The 16063-nt window shown below is 62.2% G+C and carries 13 protein-coding genes and 2 pseudogenes; 5 read left to right on the top strand and 10 right to left on the bottom strand.

The window, feature by feature from the left end:
* Window positions 1-10: 10 nt before the first annotated feature.
* A complete protein-coding gene (locus OO306_RS23010; RefSeq protein WP_265970006.1) occupies window positions 11-3331 on the top strand; it encodes a DEAD/DEAH box helicase in 3321 nt (1106 codons plus the stop codon).
* Window positions 3332-3489: 158 nt separating this feature from the next.
* Here the strand turns inward: OO306_RS23010 and nagZ are convergent, their stop codons facing one another.
* The 3 genes from nagZ to OO306_RS23025 are packed head-to-tail and all read right to left on the bottom strand — an operon-like array spanning window position 3490 to window position 5786.
* The gene (gene nagZ / locus OO306_RS23015; protein WP_172961393.1) at window positions 3490-4488 is read right to left on the bottom strand and encodes a beta-N-acetylhexosaminidase; all 999 of its coding nucleotides are present in this window, start codon (window positions 4486-4488) and stop codon (window positions 3490-3492) included.
* 22 nt (window positions 4489-4510) lie between these two features.
* Entirely contained in the window at window positions 4511-5035 is a 525-nt protein-coding gene (locus tag OO306_RS23020) for a L,D-transpeptidase (protein ID WP_027596621.1), read from the bottom strand.
* A gap of 40 nt (window positions 5036-5075) precedes the next feature.
* Entirely contained in the window at window positions 5076-5786 is a 711-nt protein-coding gene (locus OO306_RS23025) for a TetR/AcrR family transcriptional regulator (RefSeq protein WP_027596622.1), read from the bottom strand.
* 206 nt (window positions 5787-5992) lie between these two features.
* On the opposite strand from OO306_RS23025, the gene lexA reads away from it, so the two are divergent.
* A complete protein-coding gene (lexA, locus tag OO306_RS23030) occupies window positions 5993-6601 on the top strand; it encodes a transcriptional repressor LexA (protein ID WP_027596623.1) in 609 nt (202 codons plus the stop codon).
* 13 nt (window positions 6602-6614) lie between these two features.
* A complete protein-coding gene (sulA, locus tag OO306_RS23035) occupies window positions 6615-7091 on the top strand; it encodes an SOS-induced cell division inhibitor SulA (RefSeq protein ID WP_027596624.1) in 477 nt (158 codons plus the stop codon).
* A 50-nt stretch (window positions 7092-7141) separates the two neighbouring features.
* Here the strand turns inward: sulA and OO306_RS23040 are convergent, their stop codons facing one another.
* The 7 genes from OO306_RS23040 to OO306_RS23070 form a co-directional block, all read right to left on the bottom strand.
* The gene (locus tag OO306_RS23040; protein ID WP_004376430.1) at window positions 7142-7375 is read right to left on the bottom strand and encodes a hypothetical protein; all 234 of its coding nucleotides are present in this window, start codon (window positions 7373-7375) and stop codon (window positions 7142-7144) included.
* Window positions 7376-7425: 50 nt separating this feature from the next.
* Complete coding sequence (locus OO306_RS23045) at window positions 7426-7941, bottom strand: DUF6586 family protein (protein ID WP_027596625.1); 516 nt, start codon at window positions 7939-7941, stop codon at window positions 7426-7428.
* 221 nt (window positions 7942-8162) lie between these two features.
* On the bottom strand, window positions 8163-10772 hold the full coding sequence (gene topA / locus OO306_RS23050) for a type I DNA topoisomerase (RefSeq protein WP_027596626.1): 2610 nt from the start codon (window positions 10770-10772) through the stop codon (window positions 8163-8165).
* A gap of 100 nt (window positions 10773-10872) precedes the next feature.
* Window positions 10873-11124, bottom strand: a complete 252-nt coding sequence (locus tag OO306_RS23055; RefSeq protein WP_027596627.1) for a DUF1653 domain-containing protein — start codon at window positions 11122-11124, stop codon at window positions 10873-10875.
* A 77-nt stretch (window positions 11125-11201) separates the two neighbouring features.
* The gene (gene fadA / locus OO306_RS23060; protein WP_027596628.1) at window positions 11202-12377 is read right to left on the bottom strand and encodes an acetyl-CoA C-acyltransferase FadA; all 1176 of its coding nucleotides are present in this window, start codon (window positions 12375-12377) and stop codon (window positions 11202-11204) included.
* 21 nt (window positions 12378-12398) lie between these two features.
* Window positions 12399-14546, bottom strand: coding sequence for a fatty acid oxidation complex subunit alpha FadB (gene fadB, locus OO306_RS23065; protein ID WP_186703866.1), 2148 nt, complete (start codon window positions 14544-14546; stop codon window positions 12399-12401).
* Between the two features lie 513 nt (window positions 14547-15059).
* Window positions 15060-15497: a hypothetical protein gene (locus tag OO306_RS23070; protein ID WP_027596630.1), complete on the bottom strand. Its 438-nt coding sequence runs from the start codon at window positions 15495-15497 to the stop codon at window positions 15060-15062.
* 110 nt (window positions 15498-15607) lie between these two features.
* Between OO306_RS23070 and OO306_RS23075 the strand changes: the two are divergent.
* Together OO306_RS23075 and OO306_RS23080 are read left to right on the top strand one after the other, a co-directional pair.
* A pseudogene (locus OO306_RS23075) lies at window positions 15608-15937 on the top strand (universal stress protein); the annotation flags it as partial.
* A 2-nt stretch (window positions 15938-15939) separates the two neighbouring features.
* Window positions 15940-16063, top strand: a pseudogene (locus OO306_RS23080) (hypothetical protein); the annotation flags it as partial.

Genomic DNA, 16063 nt, shown 5'->3' on the forward strand with positions numbered 1-16063 from the left:
GCAGTTCTTTATCCGGGGGCTTGACACCTGGAAGTTCGCGTTTGACCGCACTACGCTGCAACGCGGCTTCGACTATGCAGAGGAAGGCAGGAGCGAAATCGTATCCATCCTGGACCTGACCATCCGCGCGCAGTGCGCAGGCTCTGGCGGCCGCGCCTATTACCAGCGCATCACGCTGGACATGACCGAGGACGGCCTTGAATGCGAGGGCACCTGCTCGTGCCCGGTCGGTAACAATTGCAAGCACTGTGCAGCGGCGCTCTATCTGCTTGAACGTGGCCCGGACTGGGTCGAAGGCACACCTGACGAACCCCTTGCCGTTACGCCAGCAGCGCAGCAGTCCCTTGAATTGCCCCCCGAACTCGCACACTGGGTCGAGGCCCTGGAAGTACCGGCAGCCCTTGCCACAGAACCCGCCAAGCGCAAAGGCCCTGCACTCTACTATGTGGTGAGCAACAACCATGGCCAGTGCATGCTCAGCGTGTTCAAAGGTACCCGGCAGCCCGATGACAGCGTGAAGCTGAGCCGGCCCAGTTCGATGCCCGAGCTCATCTACTACACACCCAAGTACGTGACCGATGAAGACTTGCGTGCGCTGCGACTGATCGATGCCCTCAGCAAGGATTACAGCCTGCCCGTCGCACGCCTGGAAGGCAAAAAGGGCGCCGAACTCTACGAGTATGCCCTCGCCACCGGCCGCTTGCTGTATGGCCAACAGCAGAAACCCCTGGCCCAAGGCCCCGCCCTGCACGCCGAATTTCGTTGGGTTCGGCTGGACAACGGCAGCTACCGCGGCGCCTGGCACCATGCTGAAAATACCCACATGCTGGCACTGCCGGTCGACCCCCTCTATTACGTCGACCCACACAGCGGGCAGACCGGCAAACTGCTGCATGACCTTGACCCGTTCATTGCCAGCCAACTGGCCAGCGCCCCGACGGTTCCCGAGCACCTGATCATCCCCCTGAGCCATCGCTTGAACGCATTGAACCGCCAGGTGCCGACCCCCACCAAGGTCCGAAGCGAGCAGATCGACACGATCGAGCCTCGCCCTCACCTGACCCTGGGCAGCCTCGAGTACAGCGCCTACATGCCCAAGACCGGCCGCATGCAGCGCCAGATGCAGCACCGCGCCGCGCTGTCGTTCGACTACGACGGCCTGCGCGCCAGCGGCAACGACGACAAGCCGTTGACCCGCCTGGTGGATGCCATCAGCCAGCGCATTCGCCGCCAGCCCAAGGCCGAACAGGCGCTGCGCAAGACGCTACGCGACCTCGGCTTCAAGGCCGCCACCCGGCAGAGCAAGGCACTGCCCGACAGTGCGGGCGAGATGCACCAACTGCCTGATGACGAGGCCTGGCTGCACTTCGCCCGCAACGGCTTGGCACAACTGCGTGAAGCCGGCTGGGTGATCGACATCCACCGCGATTTTTCCTTCAACCTGCACGAGGTGGACGACTGGTACGCCAGCATCGACGAAGCCCCCGGGCATGAATGGTTCGACCTGGAACTGGGCATCGTGGTCGATGGCCAGCGCCACAGCCTGCTGCCGATCGTGCTGCAGTTGCTGCGCAGCAACCCGGAGCTGCTGCGCGCCAGCGAACTGGCCCGGCGCAGTGACGACGAACACTTGCTGATCGACCTTAACCGCGGCCGCCTCGACAGCCCCGCGCTGCGCGTCGCCCTGCCCTACGGCCGGATCAAGGCGGTGATGGGCACCCTTGGCGAGCTCTACCTGCATGAAGACGCCGCCGGCCCTTCACTGCGCCTGGACCGGGCCGATGCCGCGCGCCTGAACGAGCTCGATCACCTGCCGCTGCACTGGGAAGGCGGCGCGCACGTGCGCGACCTGGGCAAGCGCCTGCGTGACGCACGCGACCTGCAGGTCGAACCGCCCGCACAACTGAACGCGGCCCTGCGCCCTTATCAGCAACAAGGCCTGAACTGGTTACAAGCCCTGCGCGAAATGGGCACGGGCGGGATCCTCGGCGACGACATGGGCCTGGGCAAGACGCTGCAAACCCTGGCTCACCTGTTGCTGGAGAAACAGTCCGGCCGCCTGACCACTCCCGCCCTGGCGGTGATGCCGACCAGCCTGATACCCAACTGGCTCGACGAGGCCAAACGCTTTGCCCCCGACCTGCGCGTGGTGGCACTGCAGGGCCCAGGGCGCAGCAAGCATTTCGCCACGCTGCACGACTACGACCTGGTGCTCACCACCTATGCCCTCGTGCCCCGCGACCTCGAACACTTGCGTACGCAGCACTGGCACGTGCTGGTGCTCGACGAGGCGCAGAACATCAAAAGCAGCACCAGCAAAGCCGCCCTCGCCGTCTGCGAGCTGCAGGCCGAGCAGCGCCTGTGCCTGACCGGTACGCCGATGGAAAACAACCTCGGCGAGCTGTGGTCGATCTTCCACTTCCTGATGCCGGGCTGGCTGGGCGACCTCAAGCGCTTCAACCAGGATTACCGCACCCCGATCGAACGCCGCGGCGACGCCGAACGCATGGCCCACCTGGTCAGCCGCATCCGCCCATTCCTGCTGCGCCGCACCAAGGAACAGGTGGCCACCGAACTGCCCGCCAAGACCGAGATGGTGCACTGGGTCGAGCTCAGCGATGCCCAGCGCGATACCTACGAGGCAGTGCGCGTGGCAATGGACAAGAAAGTGCGCGACGAAATCGCCCGCAACGGCGCCTCGCGCAGCCAGATTGTCATCCTTGATGCCCTGCTCAAGTTACGCCAGGTGTGCTGCGACCTGCGCCTGGTGAAGGGCGTCGAGACCAAGGGCAACCAGGCCGATAAAGGCAAGCTCGGCGCCCTGCTGGAGATGCTCGAAGAGCTGCTCAGTGAAGGCCGGCGGGTACTGCTGTTCTCCCAGTTCACCTCGATGCTGGCATTGATCGAGCAAGAACTGCAAAAGCGCAAGGTGCGTTACAGCCTGCTGACCGGCGACACCCGCGACCGCCGCACGCCGGTGCAAGCGTTCCAGCAGGGTGACAGCGAAGTGTTCCTGATCAGCCTCAAGGCGGGTGGCACCGGGTTGAACCTAACGGCTGCGGACACGGTGATCCACTTCGACCCTTGGTGGAACCCGGCCAGCGAAAACCAGGCCACCGACCGCGCCTACCGCATCGGCCAGGACAAACCGGTGTTCGTGTTCAAGCTGATTACCCGCGGCACGGTGGAAGAGAAGATTCAGCTATTGCAGCAAGAGAAGGCGGCCCTGGCGGCAAGCCTGCTCGATGGCGGGCAGGCCGGGCAGTGGCGACTGGGGGATGATGAGATCGAGGCGCTGTTTGCCCCCTTGCCAGGGAAGCGCGGCCGCTAAGCGCTTGTGAGCACTCTGTGTAGGAGCAGCCTTGCGCTGCGAAGAGGCCGGTGACAACACCCTTGATCTTCGCTGTTGTTACCGCCGCCTTCGCAGCACAAGGCTGCTCCTACCGGGAAGTGGGTAAATCCGACCTACCCGCGAAGAGGCCGGCACAGTCAATCGACCAGCTGCGCCTCGCGCAACGCCCCCAACGCCTCCAGCCAACGCGGCTGCTGGCGATAATCGGTGCGCGCAAAGCCCTGCCCCTGCATCCGCGCAATGCGCGGCGAAGGCTTGACCTTCAGCCGCTGCGCCGCACTCAATGCCAGCTCTGCCGCCGCCCGGTCGTTGCACACCAGGCCCATGTCGCAGCCAGCACTCAAAGCTGCTTCGATGCGGTTGGCCGCATCCCCGACCACGTGCGCACCGGCCATGGACAGGTCGTCACTGAAAATCACCCCGTCAAAGCCCAGCTCACCGCGCAGGATGTCCTGCAGCCAACGCCGCGAGAAGCCGGCAGGCTGGTTGTCGACCTGCGGGTAGATCACGTGGGCCGGCATCACCGCTGCCAGCTGGCCGCTGAGCCGGGTGAAGGGCACCAGGTCCGCCTGACGCAACTGTTCAAGGCTGCGCTCGTCCGTGGGGATGGCCACGTGCGAGTCGGCCTCGGCCCAACCGTGCCCCGGGAAGTGCTTGCCGCAGGCCGCCATGCCCGCAGCGTTCATGCCACGAATGAAAGCCGCCGCCAGCTGCGTGGCGCGCTGTGGGTCACCCTCAAAGGCGCGGCTGCCGACCACCGCACTGCGCTGGTGGTCCAGGTCGAGCACCGGGGCGAAGCTCAGGTCCAGGCCTACCGCCAGCACCTCGGTGGCCATCAACCATCCGCACTGCTCCGCCAGGTAATCGGCGTTGTCGTTGTCGGCCAGCGCACGCATGGCCGGCAGGCGCACAAAGCCTTGGCGCAGGCGCTGCACACGCCCGCCCTCTTGGTCGACGGCCAGGATCAAGTCCGGGCGAATCGCGCGAATGGACGCGCACAGTTCGCGCACCTGGCGCGGGCTGTCGATATTGCGGGCAAAGATGATCAGGCCGGCCACTTCAGGTTGGCGCAGCAGGTGACGGTCTTCGGCGGTCAGCCATTTACCGGCGATGTCCACCATCAAGGAGCCTTGCAGGCTGACGGTCATGGGAAATCCTTCATTGAAGACTTAAAGAAGCCCACTGGGGGCAAGCCGCCTCTTCGATGCGCACCCGGCAATGGGCCGGCACGCGGTCGAACAGGCCAAGCAAATCGGTGTTGTGCAGGCGTATGCAGCCATGGGACAGCGGCACGCCCAAAGGTTCGGTCTCAGGTGTGCCATGCAAGTAGATATAGCGGCGGAACGTGTCGACGGCGCCGAGGCGGTTGACGCCCGGCTCGCAGCCGCTGAGCCAGAGTATGCGGGTGAGGACCCAGTCCCGCCCGGGAAACCGCGCCTGCAGCTCAGGCGACCAGACCTCACCGGTCCAGCGCCGGCTACGCAACACCGCATTCAGCGGCAGGCCCGCGCCAATTTTCGCCCGTACCTGATGCAGGCCACGCGGCGTGCAGCCCGATCCATTGCGCTCGCCGGCGCCGTTACGCGCCGTGGACACCGCCAGGCGCAGGCACAAGCGGCCCTGGGCGAACCCATAGAGGCATTGGTCGGCAAGGGAGATGTGCAATAGATCGAGATCGGGCATGGGCGCTAGCTTAGCCGAAGCGCCCTGCCCCGCCCAGCCTTCAGGCCTTGGCGGTGGCTGTGCTGCTGGTCTTGCTGCGCGGGCGCAGTTGGGCGGCTGCCATGGCTTCGTCGGTGACCCCGCTGTCAGCGCGCATGCCTGCTGCCAGGAACGGCACCATCAGGCGCATGACCTGTTCGATCGAGGTATTGATGCCAAAATCGGTTTCGGCGATGGCGCGCAACGCCTTGATGCCGGACATGCTGAACGCTGCGGCGCCGAGCATGAAGTGCACGCGCCAGAACAGCTCCAGTGGCGGAACCCGTGGCGCGGCTTCGTTGACCAGCAGCATGTAGCGGCGGAACACCTTGCCGTACATGTCTTCCAGGTAACGCCGCAGGTGCCCCTGGCTCTGGCTGAAAGCCAGCCCCAGCAGGCGCATGAAGATAGACAGGTCATTGTTGCTGCGCGGCTGCACGGCCAGGGCCTGCTCGACGAGCATTTCGAGCAGCTCTTCGAGGCTGGGCTTTTGCTCCGGGCGCGCCTGGCGACGCTCGAGTTCACGTTCGAGGCTGGCACAGAAAGGGCCGAGGAAACGCGAGAAGACCGCCTGGATAAGGGCCTTTTTGGAACCGAAGTGGTAGTTGACCGCCGCCAGGTTCACCCCGGCCTTGCTGGTGATCAACCGCAACGAGGTTTCAGCGAAGCCTCTTTCCGCGAACAGCTGCTCGGCAGCATCGAGAATGCGTTCAACGGTTTCCGATTGGGCCATGATTATTCCGCCAGACAAACAGGTGTTTGAAACATACGTTTCAGGCCTGCGTCTGTCAAGGCTCGGTGACTGGGCGGTCGCCATTTAAAAACGCCAATGACCGCGCTGCAAGCGCCATTCTCGCTGTTTCTTCGTACAGGGTGCTTGCAGCTCATCCAGTACTGTATATAATCCCAGTCACTGTATAAAAAGACAGAGCGCTCACCATGTTGAAACTGACGCCACGCCAAGCTGAAATTCTCGCGTTCATCAAACGTTGCCTTGAAGACAACGGCTTTCCACCGACACGCGCTGAAATCGCTCAGGAGCTGGGCTTCAAATCGCCCAACGCCGCCGAAGAGCACCTGAAGGCCCTTGCTCGCAAAGGCGCCATCGAGATGACCCCCGGCGCATCCCGCGGCATCCGTATCCCCGGGTTCGAGGCCAAGGCCGACGAAAGCGGCCTGCCGATCATCGGCCGGGTCGCAGCGGGCGCACCGATCCTCGCTGAGCAGCACATCGAGCAATCCTGCAACATCAACCCTGCCTTCTTCCACCCTCGCGCCGACTATCTGCTCCGCGTGCACGGCATGAGCATGAAGGATGTCGGCATCTTCGACGGTGACCTGCTGGCAGTGCACACCTGCCGCGAAGCCCGCAATGGCCAGATCGTCGTCGCCCGCATCGGTGACGAAGTGACCGTCAAGCGCTTCAAGCGCGAAGGCACCAAGGTCTGGCTGGTTGCCGAAAACCCCGAATTCGCCCCCATCGAAGTCGACCTGAAAGAACAGGAGCTGGTGATCGAGGGCTTGAGCGTCGGCGTCATACGCCGCTGATCCAGGAGGCGCCATGCAGCAGTTCATTCACGCACCCGAGCAAGCCCAGTTGCCATTGTTCGAAGCATTCCTTGCCCAGCCCATTCTGCCGGGCCTGAAGGCCAGCGAGCAGACGCGCAAGAGCAGCCACCCCGAGCTGTTCAGCGAGCTGTCACTGCGCGGCGCTGCCGAGCATTGCCAGAGCCTGTTGGCCCCGGTCCTGCGCGAACTGAGCGAAGAGGAAGACGCCCGCTGGCTGACCCTGATCGCCCCACCCTCGAGCCTGACCCAGGCCTGGTTGCGCGATGCCGGCCTCAACCGCGAACGCATCCTGCTGCTGCACCCTCGTGGCAATCAGAGCCCGCTGCAACTGACCTGCGAAGCGCTGCGCCTTGGCCGCAGCCACACCGTGGTCAGCTGGCTTGGCAGCGTCAATGCCAGTGCACGTCAACTGCTGCTGCGCTCAGCCAGCACCGGAAACGCACAAAGCCTGAACATCCGCCTCGGCTGATGTTCAGGCTTTGCCTGTTACTTCAAAAGCACTGATACCACGCAACGCGATCAATGCAGAACGCGAGGGCCTTCGTCGCGTTCGAGCTCGCCGTCCATCAGGCGACCTGCCATCTGCACGCCGACACTGAGCATGGCCTTGGCCACTTCTACATGCTGACCCTGCAGGAACGCCTTGGCGTCTTCCGAGAAATCCAGGGTTACCAGAGAGCCCTCATCCTCCGCACGACGCAGTTCGATCCGGCCATCAGGCAACTCGACAATTTCCAGAAAAGACGTAGACATAAAAGGCTGTTCTCCACGAAAGGCCAGCATTGTATCAGCCGCAGCGGCTATCAGCACTCACTCAACGCGTCACGGAAACGTCTCACCAAGCTTTTAAGGTTGCTGCGCCAGCTTTCCAGTTCTTCACGCGACAGCGCAGGCTGCTCGGGCTCATCGAGGTTGACGGCCTGAATCAGCGGCTGGGTGACATCGGTTTTAGGCGTTTTTTTCGCGACCGGTGGTCGGAACAAATCGGCATAAGCACTCAGCATTTGCGCCAGCCAGGTTTCGCGCTGACGGGCCAATTCCAGCAGCTCGGCCACCTCGGGGATAGCGATGCCATTCAGCGCATCGCCTTCAAGCAGTTGCTCGACACTCGACGCTGTTGGCAGGCGGTAGTAGCCACCAATTTCATGGCACAGGCCCAGAAGCGCGCCGTACAAGTGGAACAGCGCCGATTCGCGTTCGGCCTGGACCAGGCCCTGAGCGTTCATGGCTTGGCCCTGTTCGGCTTTGGCCATGGACTCGAGGGCGAGGCCGGCGAAGAACAGTTTCTGGTTGGTGCGGGTGTAGAGTTCCTGGGCCATCTCGAGTGACCTCCCTAAAGGCTGGTAAGCGATTAGGATCAGTTTCAGGGATGGCCTGGCTGGCCGCAAGCTGAATGTCGCATAAACAACTGGGGCCGCTTTGCGCCCCATCGCCGGCAAGCCGGCTCCTACAGGGGGAGCGCCACCGTTGAAATGGCGCTGTACCTGTGGGAGCCGGCTTGCCGGCGATGGGGCGCAAAGCGGCCCCCGTTCAACGCCAATCAGCGCTTGTCTTCAACCTTCCACGCATTGCCGTCGTAGAACGCCTTCCACCCCGTCGGCTTGCCATCGACCTCGGACTGCACGTACTGCTCCTTGGTCTTGCGGCTGTAGCGAATCACCGCTGGGCGGCCTTCCGGGTCCTTCTGCGGGGCATCGCAGAGGAAGTGGTACTTCGGATCGATCTCATGCTTGTGCGGGACGATCTCCAGCACCAGCGGCGCACGGGTCTCGCGGTTTTTCGGGAACTGGCTGGCCGCCAGGAACAACCCCGAAGCACCGTCGCGCAACACATAGGTGTCATCGACCTTCTCGCACTTCAGCTCAGGCATTTCCACCTTGTCCATCTTCGGTGGCGCCGCCTCACCGCTTTTGAGCAGCTTGCGGGTGTTCTTGCACGCAGGGTTGGTGCAACCGAAGAACTTGCCGAAACGGCCAGTCTTGAGCTGCATCTCGCTGCCACACTTGTCGCACTCCAGGCTCGGCCCTTCGTAGCCCTTGATGCGGTAGCTGCCCTCTTCGATCTCGTAGCCCGCACAATCCGGGTTGTTGCCACAGATGTGCAGCTTGTGCTTCTCGTCCAGCAGGTAAGCGTCCATCGCCGTGGCGCAGATCGGGCAACGGTGCTTGCCCAACAGCACGCGGGATTCCGATTCACCCTCGTCATCCGCGGCAATCTCGTCACCTGGCACCAGGTTGACGGTTGCCTTGCAACGTTCCTTGGGCGGCAGGCTGTAGCCCGAGCAACCAAGGAACACGCCGGTGGAGGCGGTACGAATCATCATCGGGCGGCCACATTCCTTGCACGGAATGTTGGTCATGGTCGGCTGGTTGGCACGCATGCCGTTTTCGGCCGACTCGGCAGTCTGCAGCTTTTTGCTGAAGTCGCCGTAGAACTCGTCGAGCACGTTCTTCCAGTCACGCTCGCCCTGGGCCACGTCGTCGAGGTTCTCTTCCATGCCGGCGGTGAAGCCGTAGTCCATCAGGTTGGAGAAGCTCTCGGACAGGCGCTCGGTGACGATGTCGCCCATCTTCTCGGAATAGAAGCGGCGGTTGTGCAACGTCACATAGCCACGGTCCTGGATGGTCGAGATGATCGCCGCGTAGGTCGACGGGCGACCGATGCCGCGCTTTTCCATTTCCTTGACCAGGCTGGCTTCAGTGAAGCGCGCTGGCGGCTTGGTGAAGTGCTGGCTCGGGTCGATCTGGATCAGCTTGAGCGCTTCACCCTGGACCATTTCCGGCAGCACATCGTCTTCGCCAGGCTTGCTCTGTTGCGGCAGCACGCGGGTGTAACCGTCGAACTTGAGGATACGGCCCTTGGCACGCAGCTCGAAGTCGCCAGCCGCCACCGTGACGCTGGTGGACAGGTACTGCGCCGGCGGCATCTGGCAGGCGAGGAACTGGCGCCAGATCAGCTCGTACAGACGCTCTGCATCGCGCTCCATGCCGCTGAGCTTGGTCGGATGGGTGTTGACGTCAGAAGGACGAATCGCTTCGTGCGCCTCCTGGGCGCCTTCCTTGCTGCCATACACCAGCGGGTTTTCCGGCAGGTACTGCTTGCCGAACTCGCGCTCGATGTAGCTGCGCGCCATGTCCAGGGCATCGGCCGACAGGTTGGTGGAGTCGGTACGCATGTAGGTGATGTAACCCGCTTCGTACAGACGCTGGGCCATCATCATGGTTTTCTTCACACCAAAGCCCAGGCGGTTGCTCGCGGCCTGCTGCAAGGTTGACGTGATGAACGGCGCCGAAGGCTTGCTGCTGGTCGGGCGGTCTTCACGCTTGACCACGCTGTAGCTGGAAGCCTTGAGCTTCTCCAGCGCTGCCATGGCCTGTGCTTCGTTGAGTGGCTTGAAGGCCTCGCCTTTCTCGCGCGCCACTTCGAAACGCACCTTGGCGTTCTTGGCGGTGCCCAGGTCGGCGTGGATCTCCCAGTACTCTTCGGGGATGAAGGCACGGATCTCGCGCTCGCGCTCGACCACCAGCTTCACCGCAACCGACTGTACACGGCCTGCGGACAGGCCACGGGCGATCTTGGCCCACAGCAGTGGCGAAACCATGTAGCCCACCACGCGATCGAGGAAGCGCCGCGCCTGCTGGGCGTTGACGCGGTCGATGTCCAGCTCGCCCGGTTGCGAGAAGGCCTCTTGAATGGCCTTCTTGGTAATTTCGTTGAACACCACGCGCTTGTAGCGGGTGTCGTCACCACCGATGGCTTCGCGCAGGTGCCATGCAATGGCCTCCCCTTCGCGGTCCAAGTCGGTTGCGAGGTAGATGGTGTCAGCATCCTTGGCCAGGCGGCGCAGTTCTTCGATCACCTTTTCCTTGCCAGGCAGGATCTCGTACTTGGCCTTCCAGCCGTGGTCGGGGTCGACACCCATGCGTGCCACCAGCTGGCGGCGTGCCTTTTCTTTCGGCGAAAGGGCCGGCGCCTCACCCGCAGCCTTACCACGCTTGGCGGCCGGCTCTTTGCTAGCGCTGGCCGAACCGCTGGTGGGGAGGTCTCGGATATGGCCGATACTCGACTTCACCACGTACTGGTTGCCCAGGTACTTGTTGATGGTCTTGGCCTTGGCCGGGGATTCCACAATGACCAGCGATTTGCCCATGGATCGGAGTATTCCTGAATCTGAAGATGAAAAACGCGTCAGGTGCCAGACGCGGCACCGCTATATATAGTGGCAAAACAGTGAGGTCAAGCGCGGTCGATCACTCGTGCGACTTGGCCAGCAGCCCAGGCAACCCTTCTTCGGCCTTGACCAAAGCAAAGCGTGGCACCTGCTCGCCGTCAACCTCGACGGACTCCTGGAACATCGAAAGAGGCCGTACCCAGAACCCGTATTCACCATACAGGCATTGGTAGAAGACCATCCACTCTTCAGTTTCGGAGTGCTGCGCAACACTGAAGACACGGTACTCAGGCCCCTTGTAGTGCCGGTATACGCCTGGCTGTATCTGCATGTCGCTCACCCTTTTTAATAAAACCTGTAAAAAACAAAACCGGGGCACAAGGCCCCGGCTGCTGTCCCGCGACGCGATCAGACGCGTTCGAAGACAGTGGTGATGCCCTGGCCGAGGCCGACGCACATGGTCGCCACCCCCAGAGTACCGCCATTCTGCTTCATGACGTTGAGCAGGGTGCCGGAAATACGTGCACCCGAGCAACCGAACGGGTGGCCCAAAGCAATGGCGCCGCCGTGCAGGTTAACCTTCTCATCCATCTTGTCGAGCACTTTCAAGTCTTTCAACACAGGCAAGGCTTGTGCGGCGAAGGCTTCGTTGAGCTCGATGAAGTCGATATCGGCCATGCTCAGGCCGGCACGCTTGAGGGCTTTCTGGGTCGATGGCACCGGGCCGTAGCCCATGATTGCCGGGTCGACACCGGCCACGGCCATGGCGCGAATCACCGCCAATGGCTGGATGCCCAGGTCCATGGCGCGCTGGCCAGACATGACGATCATGCACGAAGCACCGTCGGTGATCTGCGACGAAGTACCCGCGGTGACGGTGCCACCTTTCGGGTTGAACGCAGGCTTCAGCGACGCCAGCCCTTCGAGGGTGGTTTCCGGGCGAATGGTCTCGTCGAAATCGAAGACCTTCAGGAAGCCATTCTCGTCATAGCCCTGCATCGGGATGATCTCGTCCTTGAACTTGCCTTCGACCGTCGCCTTGTGAGCGAGCTGGTGCGAACGCAGGCCGAACAGATCCTGCTGTTCACGGCTGATACCGTGCATTTTGCCGAGCATCTCTGCAGTCAGGCCCATCATCCCGGAAGCCTTGGCAGCATGCAAGGACAGGTGCGGGTTAGGGTCGACGCCATGCATCATGCTGACGTGGCCCATGTGCTCGACGCCGCCAACCACGAATACATCGCCGTTGCCGGTCATGATCGCCTGGGCGGCGGTGTGCAGCGCACTCATCGACGAACCGCACAGGCGGCTGACGGTCTGCGCCGCCGAGGTGTGCGGGATCGGTGTCATCAGCGACGCCATGCGGGCAATGTTCCAGCCCTGCTCCAGGGTCTGGTTGACGCAGCCCCAGATCACGTCCTCGACTTCTTTTGGGTCGACCTTGCCGTTGCGTTCCAGCAGTTTGGTGATCAGGTGCGCAGACATGTCTTCGGCGCGGGTGTTGCGGTGCATGCCACCCTTGGAGCGGCCCATTGGCGTGCGACCGAAGTCGACAATCACCACGTCTCTTGGATTCAGGCTCATATCAAATCTCTCGCTCTACGCTCAGTTGAAGAAGCGCTGGCCATTTTTGGCCATTTCGCGCAGCTTCGCGGTCGGGTGGTACAGCGGCCCCAGGTCAGCGTACTGATCGGCCAGGGCGACGAATTCGGCGACACCGATCGCGTCGATGTAGCGCAATGCACCGCCACGGAAGGGAGGGAAACCAATGCCGTAGACCAAGCCCATGTCGGCTTCGGCAGCGGTTTCGACGATGCCGTCTTCCAGGCAACGCACGGTCTCCAGGCACAGCGGGACCATCATCCAGTTGATGATGTCTTCGTCAGTGACTTCACGCTGCTCGAACACGATCGGCTTGAGCACGTCGAGCACGGCGGCGTCGAACACCTTCTTCGGCTTGCCACGCTTGTCGGTCTCGTAGGCGTAGAAGCCCTTGCCGTTCTTCTGGCCCAGGCGGTTGGCCTCGTACAGGGCGTCTACCGCCGAACGGCGCTCGTCCTTCATGCGGTCCGGGAAACCTTCGGCCATCACGTCGCGGCCATGGTGGCCGGTGTCGATGCCGACCACGTCCATCAGGTAGGCAGGGCCCATGGGCCAGCCGAACTTCTCCATGACCTTGTCGATGCGCACGAAGTCGACGCCAGCGCTGACCAGCTTGGCGAAACCGCCGAAGTACGGGAACAGCACGCGGTTGACCAGGAAGCCCGGGCAGTCGTTGACCACGATTGGGTTCTTGCCCATTTTCTTGGCGTACGCCACGGTGGTGGCAACCGCCACTTCACTGGACTTCTCGCCGCGAATGACCTCGACCAGCGGCATCATGTGCACCGGGTTGAAGAAGTGCATGCCGACGAAGTTTTCTGGGCGCTTGAGCGCTTTGGCCAGCAGGTTGATGGAGATGGTCGAGGTGTTGGAGGCGAGGATGGCATCCTCTTTCACCTGGCCTTCGACTTCTGCCAACACGGCTTGCTTGACCTTCGGGTTCTCGACCACGGCCTCGACGACGATGTCGACGTGGGCGAAATCGCCGTAGGACAGGGTCGGGCGGATGGCGTTGAGCGCTTCAGCCATCTTGGCGGGGGTCAGGCGGCCTTTCTCGACGCGATTGCCCAGCAGCTTGGAAGCTTCGTTAAGGCCCAGCTGAATGGCGTCTTCGCGGATGTCCTTCATCAGGATCGGCGTGCCCTTGACCGCCGACTGGTAGGCGATGCCGCCACCCATGATGCCAGCGCCAAGCACGGCAGCCTGCTTCACGTCACGGGCGATCTCGTCATGGGCCTTGGCCTTGCGCTTGAGCTCCTGATCGTTCAGGAACAAGCCGATCAGGCTCTGGGCAACCGACGTCTTGGCCAGCTTGGCAAAGCCTGCGGCTTCGATTTCCAGGGCTTTGTCACGGCCGAAGTTGGCGGCCTTCTGAATGGTCTTGATGGCTTCGACCGGCGCTGGGTAGTTCGGCCCAGCCTGGCCTGCGACAAAGCCTTTGGCCGTCTCGAACGCCATCATCTGCTCGATGGCATTGAGCTTGAGCTTTTCCAGTTTCGGCTGGCGCTTGGCCTTGTAGTCCAGCTCGCCGCTGATGGCGCGCTTGATCAGGTCCAGGGCACCGGCTTGCAGCAGCTCAGGGGCGACCACGGCATCGACGGCACCGACCTTGAGGGCGTCTTCGGCACGGTTTTCCTTGCCGGCGGCAATCCACTCGACCGCGTTGTCCGAACCGATCAGTCGCGGCAGGCGCACGGTACCGCCGAAGCCTGGGTAGATGCCCAGTTTGACTTCAGGCAGGCCAATCTTGGCAGTGCTGGCCATGACCCGGTAATCGGCCGCCAGGCACATTTCCAGGCCACCGCCCAGGGCGATGCCATTGATGGCGGCAACGGTCGGCACTTCGAGGTCTTCGAAGGCATTGAAGATGCGGTTGGCTTCCAGGCTGCCGGCTACCAGCTCGGCCTCGGGCAGCTTGAAGTTGTCGACGAACTCGGTGATGTCGGCGCCGACGATGAACACATCCTTGCCGCTGCTGACGATTACGCCCTTGACCGAAGCGTCGGCCTTGATGGCATCGACCGCTTCGCGAAGCTCGTTCAGGGTCAGGCGATTGAATTTGTTGACGGACTCACCCTTGAGATCGAACTTGAGTTCGACGATGCCACTTTCAAGAGCCTTAACCGTGATGGCTTTACCTTCGTAAATCATCAACTGATCTCCACGATATGGAAGCTAACTGTACACGCCGGTCGCTGCTGCATCAGGCAGGCCATGCCGCCCTGCCCCAGGCACACCCGTCAGCGCGCTAGTCGGGACTATGAACGAGCCGTGTGACATACAAACGCTCAATTCATACGCCCGTTTGATTTGGGTGTGCACACATTCTCCGAAAAGATCAGCGTTGTCAAATGCTCACGCACTGAGTGAAAACACGACTTTCCGGTCATTTTGTAGGGTCTGGGTACAAAGCATGACGTCAGTGATCGCTGCACATTCATGTCAGCAATTGACCATGGGAAAACAGGCACGTGCCTGCCAAGGGAAGATTTTTCAGCAGATTGCTGGCAGCCGGCTACACTGCCAATGGCTTCAAGCATTCCCGGCCTGCCTGGCCTTTTCTGCGCAGCAGAACGCAAAGCGGCGACTTGGCACCCCACCCCTTCAGGGGCTCTGCCAAGCCGCCGCTTTGTCGTTTAACGCCGCTTTTTAATTGGCGAGGGGTCAGGCGAGCGTTTCGAGGACGTGCGCAATATCCTGCAATACAGATTTATCGCCCCGCTCGGTCCAGTACAAAGCGATCATGCGGGGGTCGGCTTCAACCTTGTAGACACTGGCCGGCAAGCGCGCAAAAGCCTCGGCAAGGCGTGGGTCCTCACACGGCTCGCGCCATTGGTTCCACCACACGCCTGGCGTGACCTGCCAGTAGCAGAAGCTGTCCTCACGCCCCTTGCGCCGCCCACGGTGGTACTGCGGGCAGGGGCTTGGCGGCTCCTTTTCCAGCCAGTGCGGCCATTGCTGGGGCGCCAGCTGCATGGCCAGGCCCATGCGCCGCGCTTCCAGGCGCAGGTTCATCTGCTCGCCCTGCTTGCGCGACGTGCGCAACCAGGAAAGCGGGCTGAGAATTAGCGCAAGGATTGACACCACCAGCAATACCGTCATATCAGTAGACCCCATAAAGCGTTGCAAATGAGCTGGTTAGCCATTTTTCACGGAAGACCCGCCCGAAAGCGACCATACTTCTTCTATCGCGATTGTCAGGAGTACCGCTCATGCAATACGAACATTTGTTGGTCGCCGTCGACCTGACCGAAGAATGCGACCCGGTGATCAAGCGCGCTATGAAGCTCGCGGAACCTTCAGGCGCCAAGGTCTCGCTGGTGCACATCGTCGAACCCATGGCCATGGCATTTGGCGGCGACGTGCCCATGGACCTGTCGCAACTGCAACAGCAGCAGTTCGACCAGGCCAAGGAGCGCATGGAGCGCTTGTTCAACAAATACCCGGACATCAACCGCGGTGATTCCCACCTGACCTACGGCCAGCCACGCCAGGAAATCCACCAACTGGCCAAGGACCAGAAGTGCGACCTGATCGTGGTCAGGAAGGCAACGAGGCGGTCAAAGAGTTCGTTGAGCCGTTGGCGGCCATCAACAAGGAATGGGGCGAGCTGACCATGAAAGTGGGTATGGCCGCCATGAAGGATCGCGAAGAAGTGGGTGCCGCTT

This window comes from Pseudomonas sp. DCB_AW (genome assembly GCF_026240895.1).
GTDB lineage: Bacteria > Pseudomonadota > Gammaproteobacteria > Pseudomonadales > Pseudomonadaceae > Aquipseudomonas > Aquipseudomonas kermanshahensis.